The sequence below is a fragment of the Pseudomonas sp. GW456-L12 genome (assembly GCF_059424045.1).
The window spans coordinates 346,260-363,081 of sequence record NZ_JBWKZA010000003.1; the positions used below are offsets into that span (position 1 = coordinate 346,260).

The following is a 16,822-nucleotide window of genomic DNA, read 5'->3' on the forward strand; positions in this document are numbered from 1 at the left end:
GCCGACCATGAAGATCGTCTCGTTCAACATCAACGGGCTGCGCGCCCGCCCCCATCAGTTGGCGGCGCTGATCGAAAAGCATCAACCGGACGTCATCGGCCTGCAGGAAACCAAGGTGTCGGACGACCAGTTCCCCCTGGCCGAAGTCCAGGCGCTGGGTTATCACGTGCATTACCATGGGCAGAAAGGCCACTACGGCGTCGCCCTGCTCTCGCGCCAGGCGCCGCTGGACCTGTACAAAGGCTTCGATGGCGACGATGAAGATGCCCAGCGGCGTTTTATCTGGGGCACCTTCGCCGATGTCGATGGCACCCCGGTGACCATCATGAACGGCTACTTCCCCCAGGGCGAAAGCCGCGACCACCCCACCAAGTTCCCGGCCAAGCAACGTTTCTACAACGACCTGCAGCACCTGCTGGAAACCCGCTTCAGCAACGAGCAGCCGCTGGTGGTCATGGGCGACGTGAACATTTCCCCGGAAGACTGCGACATCGGCATCGGCCCGGACAACATGAAACGCTGGCTGAAAACCGGCAAGTGCAGCTTCCTGCCGGAAGAGCGCGAGTGGATGGCCCGCCTGAAGAACTGGGGCCTGGTGGACAGTTTCCGCCACCTCAACCCCGAGGTGGCCGATCGTTTCAGCTGGTTCGACTACCGCAGCCGCGGTTTCGAGGACGAGCCCAAGCGCGGCCTGCGCATCGACCTGATCATGGCCTCTCGCGGCCTGATGCCACGGATCAAGGATGCCGGGGTCGACTACGACCTGCGCGGCATGGAGAAACCTTCCGACCACGCCCCGATCTGGCTCGAACTGAGCTGATCGCCCGGCACAAAAAAGCCCATCCTGAGATGGGCTTTTTTAATGTTTCAGCGTCTCAGCACAGCTCGATCCGGGTGCTGGTGCCAGCCTGCATGATGGCCTCGATGGCGGACTCACGGGTCGGCTCCGAGTCATACAAGTGGCTGACCAGGATCACCTCCTTGCCGGCCTTGAGATTGAAGTAAGGTTTGCCACCGGGGGCGATCTTCTTTTCGTAACTACCCGGGGACGTGCAGTGCTTGCGGAGCAGCGCAATGGCTGCCTCGACACTCTCACGACAAGGGTAACGGTCGCTTTGAAGCATGGTCTGCGCGTCCTTGGACTTCAGCAAGAACCTGAAACCACCGCTGCCATATTGCTTCATCTCGAACCAGCCACTCATTTCATACTCCTTTGACACAAGCAAATTGCAGCCAGGGCTGCATCGACGCCTGGTGACGACGAGAGTCGGCGTGCGCCAATTCCCCTCCAGACAAAGTTTTCAACTCTACTGAGCCAGCCGTGCCGGGTCTTTAAGAGCATTCTGAAAAGCCAGGGGAACGCTCCGATTACCCCCATCAACCGTCACATCCCCGTCACCTCCCTGACTTAATCTCGCCGCACTCGCTCCCGCCATAGAAGGCCATTGCCGCATGTCACGCGTTTGTACCGTCAGTGAACCGGACCTCTGGTGCCGAACCCTCTGCCTGCTGCTGGTCGGCTTCGTCTGCTACGCCCTGCCCTGGTCGGTGTTCGCCGCCCTGCCCCTGGCTGGCGACAACCAGCCGGTGCTGCGCATCCAGGGCTCCAACACCATCGGTGCCGCGCTGGGCCCGGCCCTGGTCAAGGGCCTGATGCAAGAACAAGGTTTGCTCGACATACGGATCGAGGCGACGGGCAAAGACAACGAACGTCGGGTGACCGGCCAGAATGCCCAGGGCCAGCGCGTTGTCGTCGAGATCGCCGCGCATGGCTCCAGTACCGGCTTTGCCGCGTTGAAGAACGCCAGCGCCGACCTCGCCGCCGCGTCACGGCCGATCAAGGACAGCGAACTGGTGGAGCTGGAAGCCCTCGGCGACCTGAAAGACCCCGACGCCGAACAGGTGATCGCCATCGACGGCCTGGCCATCATCCTCCACCCGCACAACCCGCTGGCGCGGCTGGACACCGAACAACTGGCGCGGGTGTTCAGCGGCGAGGTGAAAACCTGGGAAGAACTGGGCGGCGTCGGCGGCGCCATTCACTTGTACGCCCGCGATGACCGCTCCGGCACCTACGACACGTTCAAGGAACTGGTGCTGGCACGCCGCGACAAGAACCTGAGCGCCACGGCGAAACGCTTCGAGTCCAGCGAACAACTCTCCGACGCGGTCAGCCGCGATCCCCAGGGCATCGGTTTTATCGGCCTGCCTTATGTGCGCCAGGCCAAGGCCGTGGCGATCGTCGACGGCGGCTCGCAACCGATGCTGCCCCTCGACAGCCTGATTGCCACCGAGGACTACCCACTGTCACGGCGCCTGTACTTCTACCTTCCTCCCGATGAGCAAAACCCCTGGGCCAGGGCCCTGGTGCGTTTCACCCAGAGCGCCAGGGGCCAGGCCATAGTCGCGACCACCGGTTTTATTGCCCAGACGGTGCTGGCCATGAGTGTCGCCCCCGCCCCGCAGATGCCCGAGGGTTACCAGGCCATCGCCCGGCAGGCGCAGCGCCTGACCGTGAATTTCCGCTTCGAGGAAGGCAGCGCCACCCTCGACAACAAGGCGCGCCAGGACCTGCCACGGGTCCTGGACTTTCTCAAGCGGCACGACAAGCTGGCCAAGCGCGTGACCCTGGTCGGCTTCGGCGATGCCAAGAACGATCCGGCACGCGCGGCGCTGCTGTCCAAGCTCAGAGCCATGACCGTGCGCCGGGAACTGGTGAGAAACGGTGTGGTGTTGCGCGAGATCCGCGGTTTTGGCGCGCAGATGCCAGTCGCGACCAATACCGCGGACGAGGGGCGGATCAAGAATCGGCGGGTGGAAGTCTGGGTGTATTGAGAGAGAAACCAGCGGTGTAGTCGAGGCAGCTTCGCGGGCAAGCCTCGCTCCTACAGATTCTTCCGTAGGAGCGAGGCTTGCCCGCGATCACTTTAATGCCCGCTGCGCAGCATTTCCTTGGGCACGTACTTGCCGATTTCGAACTTGCCGATGGCCGCGCGGTGCACTTCGTCCGGACCGTCGGCCAGGCGCAGCGTGCGCTGCATGGCGTACATGTAGGCCAGCGGGAAATCGTTGGAGACCCCGGCCCCGCCATGAATCTGGATGGCCCGGTCGATCACCTTCAAGGCCACGTTCGGCGCCACCACCTTGATCTGGGCGATCTCGCTTTTCGCCACCTTGTTGCCGACGGTATCCATCATGTACGCCGCCTTCAGGGTCAGCAGGCGCGCCATGTCGATCTCCATCCGCGAATCGGCGATCTTGTCGACGTTACCGCCCAGGCGCGCCAGCGGCTTGCCGAAAGCGGTACGGCTCACCGCACGCTTGCACATCAGTTCCAGCGCGCGCTCGGCCATGCCGATCGAACGCATGCAGTGGTGAATCCGGCCCGGGCCAAGGCGGCCCTGGGCGATCTCGAAACCACGGCCTTCGCCCAGCAGCACGTTCTCGTACGGCACCCGCACATTGTCGAACAGCACTTCGGCATGGCCGTGGGGTGCGTCGTCGTAACCGAACACCGGCAGCGGCCGGACAATCTTCACCCCGGGGGTGTCGACCGGCACCAGGATCATCGAGTGCTGCTGGTGGCGCGGCGCATCGGGGTTACTCAGCCCCATGAAGATCAGGATCTTGCAACGCGGGTCGCAGGCTCCCGAAGTCCACCACTTCTTGCCGTTGATCACCCATTCGTCGCCATCGCGCACGGCGCGGGCGGCCATGTTGGTGGCGTCGGACGACGCCACGTCCGGCTCGGTCATGGCGAAGGCGGAGCGGATCTCGCCGCGCAGCAGCGGCTCCAGCCAGCGTTGCTTCTGCTCTTCATTGGCGTAACGCACCAGCACTTCCATGTTGCCGGTGTCCGGTGCCGAGCAGTTGAAGGGTTCCGGCCCCAGCAGGGAGCGGCCCATGATTTCCGCCAGCGGCGCGTATTCGAGGTTGGTCAGGCCGGCGCCGAGTTCCGACTCGGGCAGGAACAGGTTCCACAGGCCCTCGGCCTTGGCCTTGAGTTTGAGCTCTTCCATGATCGCCGTCGGCTGCCAGCGATCGCCTTCGGCGACCTGGCGCTCGAACACCGCTTCAGCCGGATAGACATAAGTGTCCATGAACGCGGTCACGCGCTCACGCAGTTCCTGAACCTTGGGTGAATAGGCGAAATCCATGGGCAGCTACCTTCTTGGCGAGGTGGTTGAGGGCATGGAACCGATGCTAGAACAGCTTACGAAAATTTACCTAGCCTATTCTCGGCGTGTATTAACATTCATCACCGATATATGATTGACTGATCGGGCAGGCCAATCAGTCCAGCCTCCGGCCCCTAACAATACCGGCCCCTAACAATAAGAGTGCAGCGCAATGAATCTGAGCAAGGTCGACCTCAACCTTTTCATCGTCTTCGACGCGATCTACACCGAAGCCAACCTGACCCGCGCCGGGCAGATCGTCGGCATCACTCAGCCCGCTGTCTCCAACGCCCTGGCCCGCCTGCGCGAGACCTTCAACGACCCGCTGTTCGTGCGGACCGCCCAGGGCATGGTGCCCACGCCCATGGCGCAGAACATCATCGGCCCGGTGCGCAACGCCCTTTCGCTGCTGCGGGTGTCGGTGCAGGAAAGCCGCATCTTCAACCCCTTGCAGGCGGTCAAGACCTACCGCATCAGCATGACCGACCTGACCGAGGCGGTGATCCTGCCGCCACTGTTCCAGCGCCTGCGGCGCCTGGCGCCCACAGTGATCATCGAGAGTTTCCTGTCCAAACGCCGGGAAACCACCAAGGAACTGGCCGCCGGCCGCCTGGATTTCGCCGTCGATGCCCCGCTCAACACCGACCCGCAGGTCCGCCACGTCAAGCTGATGGAAGACCGCTATGTGTGCGCCATGCGCAAGAGCCACCCGCTGGCGAACAAGGAAAAACTCAGCCTCGACGACTACCTGTCGCTGACCCACATCCATATTTCCAGCCGTCGCAGCGGCCTGGGTTACGTCGACCTGGCCCTGGGCAAGATGGGCATCCAGCGCAAGATCGCCCTGCGTTCCCAGCATTACCTGATGGCCTCGCAAGTGCTGCAGCAGACCGACATGGTCATGACCGTGCCCGAGCGCTTCGCCCGCCGCCATGACCTGCAGGCATTCAACCTGCCGGTCAACGACGTACCGCCGCTGGAAACCCACCTCTACTGGCACGAAAGCACCGACCAGGACCCGGCCAACCGCTGGATGCGCGAGCAGATGATCGAGCTGTGCCAGCAGGTGACGGCCCACGAGAAAAAACTCGAAAAGTGATGCGCATGCGCAACGCTTACCCGCGATAAGGGAGAACGTGGTGGTTCAGGGAAACCTCTGCGGACCCATCGCGGGCAAGCCTCGCTCCTACGGATAGGGCGGCATCCTGCTTGACGTATACGTCAACCTCGAATTAGCTTAACGCCAAGACCTTTTTCGAGTGCCCCCATGAGCAGCCAGACCTACAGCATTTCCGACCTCGCCCGCGAGCTCGACATCACTACCCGGGCCATCCGTTTCTATGAAGAACAAGGCCTGCTCGCCCCCGAACGCCGTGGCCAGGAACGCATCTACTCGCCACGGGACAAGGTCAGCCTGAAGCTGATCCTGCGCGGCAAGCGCATCGGCTTCTCCCTGGCCGAATGCCGCGAACTGATCGAACTCTACGACCCCAGCAGCGGCAACCTGAAACAGCTGCACAGCATGCTGGCGAAAATCGCCGAGCGCCGTGAGCAGCTGGAGCAACAGTTGCTGGACATCGAACAGATGAAGCTGGAGCTGGACACTGCGGAAGAGCGCTGCACCCAGGCGCTGGAGCAGACCATCCAGAATCAGAAAAGCGCCGTGCAGTAACCACCCCAGGCGGCGATCGCTCGCAAAGCGGCCGCGCCAGTAACACAGACAATCTGCCAGACAGACCGTAGCGCCTGGTTTTGCGTCGACTTCGTCGCCGAGCGCAGCCTGCGGCAGCGGCTACATTAGTGCCCACTTAATATAGGTAAAGCTCTCATGTCCCTCCCCACCCATGTCCGCCTGGTCGAAGTCGGTCCTCGCGACGGTTTGCAGAACGAAGCCCAGCCCATCAGCGTCGCCGACAAGGTGCAACTGGTGGATGCCCTGAGCGCGGCCGGGCTCGGCTATATAGAAGTCGGCAGTTTCGTCTCGCCCAAATGGGTACCGCAGATGGCCGGGTCCGCCGAAGTGTTCGCGCAGATCCAGCGCAAGCCGGGGGTGACCTACGGCGCCCTCGCCCCGAACCTGCGCGGTTTCGAAGACGCCCTGGCCGCCGGGGTCAAGGAAGTCGCGGTGTTCGCCGCCGCCTCCGAGGCCTTCTCCCAGCGCAACATCAACTGCTCCATCAGCGAAAGCCTGGAGCGCTTCGTGCCGATCATGGAGGCAGCGAAACAGCACGGCGTTACCGTGCGCGGTTACGTGTCCTGCGTGCTGGGCTGCCCTTACGAAGGCGAGGTAGCACCGGAACAGGTCGCCGTGGTCGCCCGCGAGCTGTACAGCATGGGCTGCTACGAAGTGTCCCTGGGCGACACCATCGGCACTGGCACCGCCGGCGCTACCCGCCGCATGTTCGAGGTGGTGGCCGCCCATGTTCCGCGGGACAAGCTCGCCGGGCACTTCCACGACACTTATGGCCAGGCCCTGGCCAATATCTACGCCAGCCTGCTGGAAGGCATCGCGGTGTTCGACAGCTCGATCGCCGGGCTCGGCGGCTGCCCCTATGCCAAGGGCGCCAGCGGCAACGTCGCCAGCGAGGACGTGCTGTACCTGCTCAACGGGCTGGGCATCGAAACCGGTATCGACATGGAGCGCCTGATCCTCGCCGGCCAGCAGATCTGCTCCGTGCTGGGGCGGCCCACCGGCTCGCGCGTCGCCAAGGCCCGTTACCCAGGTTGAGGGCACGCCTGTTTCAGGGTGTTACCGGCCGCTCTGGCGCACGCTCGAAACGGGTAACACGGAAACAGTTTGTCGATTTTCTAGCGGTACAGATGAAAGGCCATTTTTATCAAACCATTGATTTTAAAGGGTTTTAAAAAGTTGGCATGGCTTCTGCTATATCTCTGGCATAACAAGAATAAAAAGCAGCAAAGCTAATAAAAATAAGACGAAACGACTCTGACATAACAAAAACAACACGGCAGAGACGCAGCTAACAGATTTTTTTGGAGAGGATGTGTTTTCCAGGGTGTCTTTAACAATAAGAGCCACCCGCAACCGGGCAGAGAACAATAAAACTACCCCAAGGTAGCTCCCGAACTGGTTGGTCGCTCAAGCGAGAAAATAGATCAGCGCTCAAAAAAATACGTTTGCTCTTGATCCCGGATGGGGATCGCCAAAAACAGCGGTAAAGGGTAACGGTTGCCAAAAACAACAACAGACCGCCCCTCAATAATAAAAAAAGAGCACGCAACGACAAAAATTAAAGGGGAGCTTCGGCTCCCCTTTGTGCTTTCCGGCCTTCCTGTTTCCCTCCCCTCTCCTGACTCGGCTGCGCCCCCCAAAACGGCTCGCGAGCCGCTCCCGCACATATTCGCGGGAGCCTGCTCGAATGGCTCAGGAACGCCCGCGCAACTCCTCGATGCTGATCTCGCGCATCCTGAACTTCTGGATCTTGCCGGTCACGGTCATCGGGAATTCCTCGACGAACTTGAAGTACCGCGGCGTCTTGAAGTGAGCAATACGCGCCTTGCACCAGGCCTGCAGTTCCTCCTCGCTGGCGCTGTGGCCGGGGTGGAACTTGATCCAGGCGACGATCTCTTCGCCATATTTCGAGCACGGGATGCCGATCACCTGCACGTCGGCCACCGCCGGGTGGGTGAAGAAAAACTCCTCCAGCTCGCGCGGATAAATGTTCTCGCCGCCGCGGATGATCATGTCCTTGTTACGCCCGGCGATGCACACGTAACCCTGCTCGTTCATGGTCGCCAGGTCGCCGGTATGCATCCAGCCGGCCTGGTCGATGGCTTCGGCCGTGCCCTGGGGGTTGTTCCAGTAGCCCAGCATCACGCTGTAACCGCGGGTGCAGAGCTCGCCGATGGTGCCGCGCGGCACGATATTGCCCGCCTCATCGATGATCTTGCTTTCCAGCTGCGGCTGGGTGCGGCCGACCGTGGTCACGCGCAGCTCGAGCTCGTCCGCCGGGCCGGTCTGCAACGACACAGGGCTGGTTTCGGTCATGCCGTAGGCGATCTGCACTTCGCTCATGTGCATCTCGCTGATCACCCGCCGCATCACCTCGATCGGACAGGTGGCCCCGGCCATGATCCCGGTGCGCAGGCTCGACAGGTCGAACTCGGCCCGCCGCGGCTGGTCGAGCATGGCGATGAACATGGTCGGCACGCCGTACAGCCCGGTGGCCTTTTCCTCGGCCACGGCGCCCAGGGTCAGCAGCGGATCGAAGGCATCGTTGGGGTAGATCATGGTCGTGCCGTGGGTCACGCAGCCCAGGTTGCCCATGACCATGCCGAAGCAGTGGTACAGCGGCACCGGGATCACCAGGCGGTCCTCGTGGCCCAGGCCCAGGCTCTCGCCGACCATGTAACCGTTGTTGAGGATGTTGTAGTGGCTGAGGGTCGCGCCCTTGGGGAAACCGGTGGTGCCGGAGGTGTACTGGATATTCACCGCCTGGTCGGGGTCCAGGCTGTCCTGGCGTTCGCGCAGCGCTTCGACGCTGACGCCGGCCCCCAGGTCGGCCAGCTGCGACCAGGGCAGAAAGCCCGACGGCGGCTGGGCATCGAGGCTGATCACGCCGCGCAAATCCGGCAGGCGCTCGCTTTGCAGCTGGCCGATGGACTGCTGCGCCAGTTCGGGTGCCAGGCCCTGGAGCATGGCGTGGTAATCGGAGGTCTTGAACGCGCCGGCGCACACCAGCCACTGGCAGCCGGACTGCTTGAGCACGTATTCCAGTTCGGAGCTGCGATAGGCCGGATTGATGTTCACCAGGATCGCGCCGATCTTGGCACTGGCGAACTGGCTGATGCACCACTGGGCACAGTTGGGGGCCCAGATGCCCAGCCGGTCGCCGGTCTTGAGCCCCAGGGCCAGCAGCGCCCGGGCATGCAGATCGACGGTTTCGGCCAGTTGCTGCCAGCTGTAGCGCAGCTGCTGATGACGCACCACCAGGGCTTCGCCCCGAGGGTATGACGCCACCGTGCGATCGAACGCCTGACCGATGGTCAGCGCCAGCAAGGCCTTGTCCTGCGTGCCTCGAGTGTAACTGCGCCCCGGCGCGGATGCGGGTTGATCCATGATGACCCCCTATTGTCTTTATTGTAGGAGCGAGGCTTGCCCGCGATTGGAGCGCCGCGGTGTCGCTATACGACCGCGTTATCCTTCATCGCCAGCAAGCTCGGCTCCTACAGATTCGCGCAAGTTGACGTTTACGTAAAGGGTGATTGACAGCCACCCGTCGCAGGCTTACGTTAACGTAAAGGTGAGAGCCGAATCAGCCGCTCTCCACAGCCCGACTCCCTTACATAAAAACAAGTTTGAAGGTGCCCCCATGAGCTATCCGACCCTGAACTTTGCCCTCGGCGAAACCATCGACATGCTCCGCGACCAGGTGCAGGCCTTCGTCAAGGCCGAGCTGGCGCCACGGGCGGCACAGATCGACATCGACAACCTGTTCCCCGCCGACATGTGGCGCAAGTTCGGCGACATGGGCCTGCTGGGCATCACCGTGCCGGAAGAATACAGCGGCGCCGGCCTGGGCTACCTGGCCCACGTGGTGGCCATGGAAGAAATCAGCCGCGGCTCGGCCTCGGTCGCCCTCTCCTACGGCGCCCACTCCAACCTCTGCGTCAACCAGATCAACCGCAACGGCAACCACCAACAGAAAAGCCACTACCTGCCCAAGCTGATCAGCGGCGAACACATCGGCGCCCTGGCCATGAGCGAACCCAACGCCGGCTCCGACGTGGTCTCGATGAAGCTGCGCGCCGACAAGCGTGGCGATCGCTACGTGCTCAACGGCAGCAAGACCTGGATCACCAACGGCCCCGACGCCAACACCTATGTGATCTACGCCAAGACCGACCTGGAAAAGGGCCCGCACGGCATCACCGCGTTCATCGTCGAGCGCGACTGGAAAGGCTTCAGCCGCAGCAACAAGTTCGACAAGCTGGGCATGCGCGGCTCCAACACCTGCGAGCTGTTCTTCGACGATGTGGAAGTCCCGGAAGAGAACATCCTCGGCGTGCTCAATGGCGGCGTTAAGGTGCTGATGAGCGGCCTGGACTACGAGCGCGTGGTGCTCTCCGGCGGCCCGACCGGGATCATGCAGGCCTGCATGGACCTGGTAGTGCCCTACATCCATGACCGCAAGCAGTTCGGCCAGAGCATCGGCGAGTTCCAGCTGATCCAGGGCAAGGTCGCCGACATGTACACCCAGCTCAACGCCAGCCGCGCCTACCTGTATGCCGTGGCCCAGGCCTGCGAGCGTGGCGAAACCACGCGCAAGGACGCCGCCGGGGTGATCCTCTACAGCGCCGAACGCGCTACCCAGATGGCCCTGGACGCAATCCAGATCCTTGGCGGCAACGGCTACATCAACGAGTTCCCCGCCGGCCGCCTGCTGCGTGACGCCAAGTTGTATGAAATCGGCGCCGGCACCAGCGAAATCCGCCGCATGCTGATCGGTCGCGAACTGTTCAACGAAACCAAGTAAGAGCAGCTGCAAGTTGCGAGCTACAAGCGGCAAGCCATAGCTGCCGTAACGCCGATTTACTCTAGCAGCTTGAAGCTTGTCGCTTCGAGCTGCGCTGGGAGCCTCAATGATTCTGAAATCTCAGTTAAACCCAAGATCGCCGGAATTCGCGCAGAACGCTGCCAGCATGCTGGCCCAGGTCGACGCCCTGCACACCCTGCTCGCCCAGGTCCAGCAAGGCGGCGGCGCCAAAGCCCAGGAACGGCACACCTCGCGTGGCAAACTGCTGCCGCGCGAGCGCATCAACCGCCTGCTCGACCCGGGCTCGCCCTTCCTCGAAGTCAGCCAGCTGGCGGCGTATCAGGTGTATGGCGAAGACGTGCCGGCCGCCGGGGTGATTGCCGGCATCGGCCGGGTCGAAGGCGTCGAATGCATGATCGTGGCCAACGACGCCACGGTGAAAGGCGGCTCCTATTACCCGCTGACCGTAAAAAAACACCTGCGCGCCCAGACCATCGCCCAGCAGAACCGCCTGCCTTGCATCTACCTGGTGGATTCGGGCGGCGCCAACCTGCCGCGCCAGGACGAGGTGTTCCCCGACCGCGAACACTTCGGGCGGATCTTCTTCAACCAGGCCAACATGAGCGCCCAGGGCATCCCGCAGATCGCCGTGGTCATGGGCTCCTGCACCGCCGGTGGCGCCTACGTGCCGGCCATGGCCGACGAAGCGATCATGGTCCGCGAACAGGCCACCATCTTCCTCGCCGGCCCGCCGCTGGTGAAAGCCGCCACCGGTGAAGTGGTCAGCGCCGAAGACCTCGGCGGCGCCGATGTGCACTGCAAGATCTCCGGTGTCGCCGACCATTACGCCGACAGCGACGAACACGCCCTGGCCCTGGCCCGGCGCAGCATCGCCAACCTCAACTGGCGCAAACAGGGCGAGTTGCAGCAACGCACGCCGATCGCCCCGCTGTATGCCAGCGACGAGCTGTACGGGGTGATCCCGGCGGACGCCAAACAACCTTTCGATGTGCGCGAAGTCATCGCGCGGCTGGTGGACGCTTCGGTCTTCGATGAGTTCAAGGCGCTGTTCGGCACCACCCTGGTGTGCGGCTTCGCCCACCTGCACGGTTACCCGATCGCCATCCTCGCCAACAACGGCATCCTCTTCGCCGAGGCCGCGCAGAAAGGCGCGCACTTCATCGAACTGGCCTGCCAGCGCGGCATCCCGCTGCTGTTCCTGCAGAACATCACCGGCTTCATGGTCGGGCAGAAATACGAAGCCGGCGGCATCGCCAAGCACGGCGCCAAGCTGGTGACCGCGGTGGCCTGCGCCAAGGTGCCGAAGTTCACGGTGATCATCGGCGGCAGCTTCGGCGCCGGTAACTACGGCATGTGCGGCCGCGCCTACGACCCACGTTTCCTGTGGATGTGGCCCAACGCGAGGATCGGCGTGATGGGCGCCGAACAAGCCGCCGGGGTGCTGGTGCAGGTCAAGCGCGAACAGGCCGAACGCAGCGGACAGACGTTCAGCGCCGCCCAGGAAGCCGAGATCAAGCAGCCGATCCTCGACCAGTACGAACACCAGGGCCATCCGTATTACTCCAGCGCCCGGCTGTGGGACGACGGCGTCATCGACCCGGCGCAGACTCGCGACGTCCTGGCGCTGGCCTTGTCCGCGTCCCTCAACGCCCCTATCGAACAGAGCCGCTTCGGCGTGTTCCGCATGTGACCCGGAGCGAAATCGACATGAACGACTTCAACACCCTGGAACTGCTGAAGGACCCGCGTGGCTTCGCTACCCTGTGGCTCAGCCGCGAGGAAAAGAACAACGCCTTCAACGCCGAAATGATCCGCGAGCTGATCCTCGCCCTGGATCAGGTGCAAAGCGATCCGGCCCTGCGCTTTTTGCTGGTGCGCGGCCGCGGCAAGCACTTCAGCGCCGGCGCCGACCTGGCCTGGATGCAGCAGTCGGCCGAACTCGACTACCACACCAACCTCGACGACGCCCGCGAGCTGGCCGAGCTGATGTACAACCTGGCCAAGCTGAAGATCCCGACCCTGGCCGTGGTGCAAGGCGCGGCCTTTGGCGGGGCCCTGGGCCTGATCAGTTGCTGCGACATGGCCATCGGTGCCGACGATGCGCAATTCTGCCTGTCGGAAGTACGCATCGGCCTGGCCCCGGCGGTGATCAGCCCGTTCGTGGTGCAAGCCATCGGCGAACGCGCGGCGCGCCGCTACGCCCTGACCGCCGAGCGCTTCAGCGGCCAGCGGGCCCGGGAAATCGGCCTGCTGGCGGAAAGCTACCCGACGGCCGAGCTGGAACAGCAAGTGGCGTCGTGGATCGACAACCTGCTGCTCAACAGCCCGTGCGCCATGCGCGCCAGCAAGGACCTGCTGCGCGAAGTCGGCAACGGCGCCCTGACCCCGGCCCTGCGCCGTTACTGCGAAAACGCCATTGCCCGCATCCGCGTCAGCCCCGAAGGCCAGGAAGGCCTGCGCGCCTTTCTGCAAAAGCGCTCGCCCAGCTGGCAGCCCGACCAGATCACCAAGGAGTCGCGTTAATGAGCGCCCCTGTCCTGACCACTCTGCTGGTGGCCAACCGCGGCGAGATCGCCTGCCGCGTGATGCGCACCGCCAAGGCCCTGGGCCTGACCACCGTGGCCGTGCACAGCGCCACCGACCGTGACGCCCGCCACAGCCGCGAAGCCGACCTGCGCATCGACCTGGGCGGCAGCAAGGCCGCCGACAGCTACCTGCAGATCGACAAACTGATCGCCGCCGCCAAGACCAGCGGCGCCCAGGCGATTCACCCGGGCTACGGTTTTCTGTCGGAGAACGCCGGCTTCGCCCGCGCCATCGAAGCCGCCGGCCTGATCTTTCTCGGCCCGCCGGCGTCGGCCATCGACGCCATGGGCAGCAAATCGGCGGCCAAGGCACTGATGGAAACCGCCGGCGTGCCCCTGGTCCCCGGTTACCACGGCGAAGCCCAGGACCTGGAAACCTTCCGCGTCGCCGCCGAACGCATCGGCTACCCGGTGCTGCTCAAGGCCACCGCCGGCGGTGGCGGCAAGGGCATGAAAGTGGTGGAGGACGTCAGCCAGCTGGCCGAAGCCCTGGCCTCGGCCCAGCGTGAGGCGCAGTCGTCCTTCGGCGATTCGCGGATGCTGGTGGAAAAGTACGTGCTCAAGCCGCGTCACGTGGAGATCCAGGTGTTCGCCGACCAGCACGGCAACTGCCTGTACCTCAACGAGCGCGACTGCTCGATCCAGCGGCGCCACCAGAAAGTCGTCGAAGAAGCCCCGGCCCCCGGCCTGAGCGTCGAGCAGCGCAAGGCCATGGGCGAAGCCGCGGTGCGCGCGGCGCAGGCCATCGGTTACGTCGGCGCCGGCACCGTGGAATTCCTGCTGGATTCGCGCGGCGAATTCTTCTTCATGGAAATGAACACCCGCCTGCAAGTGGAGCACCCGGTCACCGAAGCCATCACTGGACTGGACCTGGTGGCCTGGCAAATCCGCGTGGCCCAGGGCGAAGCACTGCCGATCACCCAGGACCAGGTGCCGCTGATCGGGCACGCGATCGAAGTGCGGCTGTACGCCGAGGACCCGGGCAATGACTTCCTCCCGGCCACCGGGCGCCTGGCGCTGTACCGCGAATCGGCGGCAGGTCCTGGACGTCGGGTCGACAGCGGCGTCGAGCAAGGCGACAGCGTTTCGCCGTTCTACGATCCGATGCTCGGCAAACTGATTGCCTGGGGCGAAAACCGCGAGCAGGCGCGTTTGCGCCTGCTGGCCATGCTCGACGAGTTCGCCATTGGCGGGCTGAAGACCAACCTGGCGTTCCTGCGGCGCATCATCGCCCATCCGGCCTTCGCCGCCGCCGAGCTGGATACCGGCTTTATCCCGCGCTATCAGGACCAGTTGCTGCCACCGGCCAGCGCCTTGAGCGACGAGTTCTGGCAAGCCGCCGCCCAGGCGTTCGCCCAGAGCCAGCCGGACCAGCTGCGCGCCGACGACCGCCACTCGCCCTGGGCCAAGGCCAGCGGCCTGCGCATCGGCCTGCCGTGGGAAACCGTGCTGCACCTCGACTGCGAGGGCCAGGACCGGGCGATCAAGCTGGCCCCCCACAACGCGGCCATGGCCTTGCACGGCGAGCAGCTGTCGATCGAACACAAGGGGCTGCGCCAGCAGCACCGGGCGATTCGCCAGGGCGACAGCCTGTACCTGCAGTGGCAGGGCGAGATGCACCGGGTCACGGCCTATGACCCGATTGCCGCGGTGGAAGCCAGCCACGGCCATCATGGAGGCCTGACCGCGCCCATGAACGGCAGCATCGTGCGGGTTCTGGTGCAAGCCGGGCAGAGCGTCGAAGCTGGCGCGCAACTGGTGGTTCTGGAAGCGATGAAGATGGAACACAGCATCCGCGCACCGCAAGCCGGGGTGGTCAAGGCGCTGTATTGCCAGGAAGGCGAAATGGTCAGTGAGGGAAGTGCCCTGGTGGAGCTGGAATAAGCTCCTGAGGCAGAAGATCGTTCCCGCAGCCTTGCGGGAACGATCGTATTTTTACGTCAGAATTTAGCGGTAGCCTGCACCACGACACCAATAATCCGACAGTCATCGCTGTAAAGCGCCTTCGGGTAAGTCGGATTCAGCGGCACCAGATAACGCTGCCCACCCTCCTCCACCAGCTTGCGGAAAATCGCTTCGGTGCTGCCCGGGCATTGCACGATCACCAGCTTGCCGGGAACCGCCTCCACCGCCGGGTCCACCAGGATCAACATGTCCTGGGCGATGCTCAGGCCGCTCGGGGCAATCATCGCGTCGCCCACCACGACCAGCCAGAAAGCCGAGCCTTCGGCCTGGTAGTCGGACAGCTCGTAACGCTCGCTGGCGTAGCCCACGCCACCGGCCTCGCGCACCTCGCCAACGCCCCGCCAGTCGCTGACCGGATAGCGGAAGTACGGGTTGTACTTCTGCACCAACGACGGCCCTTCCAGCAGCAGTTGGCCGTCGTCATCCACCTGTGGTTTTTCGCGGATCACCAGCGCGACTTCGAGAAAACCCAGGCCGATTTCTTCCAGCACCCGGTTCATGTCTTCGATCTTCGGCTGGCGTCGTTTGCTCAGCCAGTGGCCGATGCCGCCCTGGGACATGCCCAGGCGTTCCGCGAGCTTTTCTTGTGTGACCTTGCGGTCCTTCATGTTGGATTTAACCAACTCGATCCATTTGTCCATGGAGCGGAACAATACGTTGTGTATTTCGGCCCTCAACACACAAGTTGTAGTATTTGAAACCTAGTCACAAATACATTAAGTATTACCATTCCTCAGACCCTCTTATTCCACGTCAAAGGATGGAACCGCTCATGAGCACAACCAGCAAAGATGCACCGGAACTGGAAACCGATGTCGGCTTCAACGCCCTCAAGGACAGCGAGGCCGCTCGCCGGGCCATGGACTACTACTTGAAACCGGCTATTGCAGAATCGTCGATCGACGAGAAGTTCTTCGAGGTCAAACACAGCATCAGCAGCGAGGAAGCGATGATCCACGCTTCCGACCTGCTGCGTTGCGCCGCGGCCAGTGCCTACGAGGCCGCCGACCACCTGCGGGGTACCCGGCGCGACCTGGCGTTTTCCGTGGTGCACATGATCGACATGGCCAAGGCGCTGGTGGATCGCTCGCTGGACAGCCATCGCCCGGAATGAGCGCCACGGCAGAATTCGCCCACGGGCGATCCGGCCGATGAACAGGGCTGGCAACAGGGGCAGGAAATTATTTTCTAAAAGGCGGGGAAAAACATTTGACTTGCAAATGATAATGATTATTATTGCAAGCAACTGGTCGCGAGATCAGTCGATAACCCAAGAGACCTTAGGTCGGACTCCTGGATTATCTCCTCATCAGGCTAATCACGGTTTTTGACCCGGCTTTTTGCCGGGTCTTTTTTTTCTGCCAGTTTTTCTGGCTTGGCTTCAGGCTAATGAAGACTGGGTACCGCTAAATTGGCGGCGATGATAGCAAAAGAATGCCTCATTGCAAGCCGACGCCCGCCGCAACGGCTCGCAAATGCAAAAACAGCGCTTGAGAATCAATCGCATAGCTTCTAAGCTGCTTTCGCGTCAAGGACGACGCCCCCCTCTCCCGCCGAAATTGCCCCCCTGTAACTC

At 63.0% G+C, this 16,822-nt stretch carries 14 protein-coding genes; 10 read left to right on the forward strand and 4 right to left on the reverse strand.

Going from position 1 to position 16,822, the window contains the following annotated elements; genetic code table 11:
* Positions 1-7 precede the first annotated feature (7 nt).
* Entirely contained in the window at positions 8-820 is an 813-nt protein-coding gene (gene xthA, locus AC07Y9_RS06200; protein WP_102679850.1) for an exodeoxyribonuclease III, read from the forward strand.
* A gap of 55 nt (positions 821-875) precedes the next feature.
* Here the strand turns inward: xthA and AC07Y9_RS06205 are convergent, their stop codons facing one another.
* The gene (locus AC07Y9_RS06205; RefSeq protein ID WP_102679851.1) at positions 876-1,202 is read right to left on the reverse strand and encodes a YegP family protein; all 327 of its coding nucleotides are present in this window, start codon (positions 1,200-1,202) and stop codon (positions 876-878) included.
* A 250-nt stretch (positions 1,203-1,452) separates the two neighbouring features.
* Here AC07Y9_RS06205 and AC07Y9_RS06210 point away from each other — a divergent pair, with 250 nt between their 5' ends.
* The gene (locus tag AC07Y9_RS06210; RefSeq protein WP_102679852.1) at positions 1,453-2,835 is read left to right on the forward strand and encodes a substrate-binding domain-containing protein; all 1,383 of its coding nucleotides are present in this window, start codon (positions 1,453-1,455) and stop codon (positions 2,833-2,835) included.
* 92 nt (positions 2,836-2,927) lie between these two features.
* On the opposite strand, the gene AC07Y9_RS06215 is transcribed toward AC07Y9_RS06210, so the two are convergent.
* A complete protein-coding gene (locus AC07Y9_RS06215) occupies positions 2,928-4,157 on the reverse strand; it encodes an acyl-CoA dehydrogenase (RefSeq protein WP_009049813.1) in 1,230 nt (409 codons plus the stop codon).
* 193 nt (positions 4,158-4,350) lie between these two features.
* On the opposite strand from AC07Y9_RS06215, the gene AC07Y9_RS06220 reads away from it, so the two are divergent.
* The 3 genes from AC07Y9_RS06220 to AC07Y9_RS06230 all read left to right on the forward strand — a co-directional run bounded on the left by AC07Y9_RS06220 (position 4,351) and on the right by AC07Y9_RS06230 (position 6,906).
* Complete coding sequence (locus AC07Y9_RS06220) at positions 4,351-5,277, forward strand: LysR family transcriptional regulator (protein WP_009044615.1); 927 nt, start codon at positions 4,351-4,353, stop codon at positions 5,275-5,277.
* Positions 5,278-5,445: 168 nt separating this feature from the next.
* Positions 5,446-5,850, forward strand: coding sequence for a MerR family transcriptional regulator (locus tag AC07Y9_RS06225; RefSeq protein ID WP_007929654.1), 405 nt, complete (start codon positions 5,446-5,448; stop codon positions 5,848-5,850).
* A 156-nt stretch (positions 5,851-6,006) separates the two neighbouring features.
* Positions 6,007-6,906, forward strand: coding sequence for a hydroxymethylglutaryl-CoA lyase (locus AC07Y9_RS06230; RefSeq protein ID WP_038577780.1), 900 nt, complete (start codon positions 6,007-6,009; stop codon positions 6,904-6,906).
* Positions 6,907-7,563: 657 nt separating this feature from the next.
* Here AC07Y9_RS06230 and AC07Y9_RS06235 read toward each other — a convergent pair.
* Positions 7,564-9,258 carry an AMP-binding protein gene (locus AC07Y9_RS06235; protein ID WP_087091637.1) on the reverse strand — a complete coding sequence of 565 codons (1,695 nt, stop codon included), beginning with the start codon at positions 9,256-9,258 and terminating at the stop codon, positions 7,564-7,566.
* Between the two features lie 253 nt (positions 9,259-9,511).
* Between AC07Y9_RS06235 and AC07Y9_RS06240 the strand changes: the two genes are divergently transcribed.
* From AC07Y9_RS06240 to AC07Y9_RS06255, 4 genes are all read left to right on the forward strand, one after another.
* Entirely contained in the window at positions 9,512-10,675 is a 1,164-nt protein-coding gene (locus AC07Y9_RS06240; protein ID WP_102679853.1) for an isovaleryl-CoA dehydrogenase, read from the forward strand.
* 106 nt (positions 10,676-10,781) lie between these two features.
* The gene (locus tag AC07Y9_RS06245) at positions 10,782-12,386 is read left to right on the forward strand and encodes a carboxyl transferase domain-containing protein (RefSeq protein WP_102679854.1); all 1,605 of its coding nucleotides are present in this window, start codon (positions 10,782-10,784) and stop codon (positions 12,384-12,386) included.
* Between the two features lie 17 nt (positions 12,387-12,403).
* Positions 12,404-13,219 (forward strand): gamma-carboxygeranoyl-CoA hydratase, encoded by an 816-nt coding sequence (locus AC07Y9_RS06250; protein WP_102679855.1) that lies wholly within the window; start codon positions 12,404-12,406, stop codon positions 13,217-13,219.
* The gene (locus AC07Y9_RS06255; RefSeq protein ID WP_102679856.1) at positions 13,219-15,165 is read left to right on the forward strand and encodes an acetyl/propionyl/methylcrotonyl-CoA carboxylase subunit alpha; all 1,947 of its coding nucleotides are present in this window, start codon (positions 13,219-13,221) and stop codon (positions 15,163-15,165) included. Before AC07Y9_RS06250 ends, AC07Y9_RS06255 begins: the two co-directional genes overlap by 1 nt.
* A gap of 56 nt (positions 15,166-15,221) precedes the next feature.
* On the opposite strand, the gene AC07Y9_RS06260 is transcribed toward AC07Y9_RS06255, so the two are convergent.
* Positions 15,222-15,887 (reverse strand): LexA family protein, encoded by a 666-nt coding sequence (locus AC07Y9_RS06260; protein ID WP_102679857.1) that lies wholly within the window; start codon positions 15,885-15,887, stop codon positions 15,222-15,224.
* Between the two features lie 131 nt (positions 15,888-16,018).
* Between AC07Y9_RS06260 and AC07Y9_RS06265 the strand changes: the two genes are divergently transcribed.
* The gene (locus tag AC07Y9_RS06265) at positions 16,019-16,360 is read left to right on the forward strand and encodes a DUF6124 family protein (protein WP_007929666.1); all 342 of its coding nucleotides are present in this window, start codon (positions 16,019-16,021) and stop codon (positions 16,358-16,360) included.
* Positions 16,361-16,822 lie beyond the last annotated feature (462 nt).

Excerpts from the sequence above, each read along its gene's own strand:
- xthA (WP_102679850.1), top strand. The coding sequence starts at position 8 with ATGAAGATCGTCTCGTTCAACATCAACGGGCTGCGCGCCCGCCCCCAT.
- AC07Y9_RS06205 (WP_102679851.1), bottom strand. The coding sequence starts at position 1,202 with ATGAGTGGCTGGTTCGAGATGAAGCAATATGGCAGCGGTGGTTTCAGG.
- AC07Y9_RS06210 (WP_102679852.1), top strand. The coding sequence starts at position 1,453 with ATGTCACGCGTTTGTACCGTCAGTGAACCGGACCTCTGGTGCCGAACC.
- AC07Y9_RS06215 (WP_009049813.1), bottom strand. The coding sequence starts at position 4,157 with ATGGATTTCGCCTATTCACCCAAGGTTCAGGAACTGCGTGAGCGCGTG.
- AC07Y9_RS06220 (WP_009044615.1), top strand. The coding sequence starts at position 4,351 with ATGAATCTGAGCAAGGTCGACCTCAACCTTTTCATCGTCTTCGACGCG.
- AC07Y9_RS06225 (WP_007929654.1), top strand. The coding sequence starts at position 5,446 with ATGAGCAGCCAGACCTACAGCATTTCCGACCTCGCCCGCGAGCTCGAC.
- AC07Y9_RS06230 (WP_038577780.1), top strand. The coding sequence starts at position 6,007 with ATGTCCCTCCCCACCCATGTCCGCCTGGTCGAAGTCGGTCCTCGCGAC.
- AC07Y9_RS06235 (WP_087091637.1), bottom strand. The coding sequence starts at position 9,258 with ATGGATCAACCCGCATCCGCGCCGGGGCGCAGTTACACTCGAGGCACG.
- AC07Y9_RS06240 (WP_102679853.1), top strand. The coding sequence starts at position 9,512 with ATGAGCTATCCGACCCTGAACTTTGCCCTCGGCGAAACCATCGACATG.
- AC07Y9_RS06245 (WP_102679854.1), top strand. The coding sequence starts at position 10,782 with ATGATTCTGAAATCTCAGTTAAACCCAAGATCGCCGGAATTCGCGCAG.
- AC07Y9_RS06250 (WP_102679855.1), top strand. The coding sequence starts at position 12,404 with ATGAACGACTTCAACACCCTGGAACTGCTGAAGGACCCGCGTGGCTTC.
- AC07Y9_RS06255 (WP_102679856.1), top strand. The coding sequence starts at position 13,219 with ATGAGCGCCCCTGTCCTGACCACTCTGCTGGTGGCCAACCGCGGCGAG.
- AC07Y9_RS06260 (WP_102679857.1), bottom strand. The coding sequence starts at position 15,887 with ATGGACAAATGGATCGAGTTGGTTAAATCCAACATGAAGGACCGCAAG.
- AC07Y9_RS06265 (WP_007929666.1), top strand. The coding sequence starts at position 16,019 with ATGAGCACAACCAGCAAAGATGCACCGGAACTGGAAACCGATGTCGGC.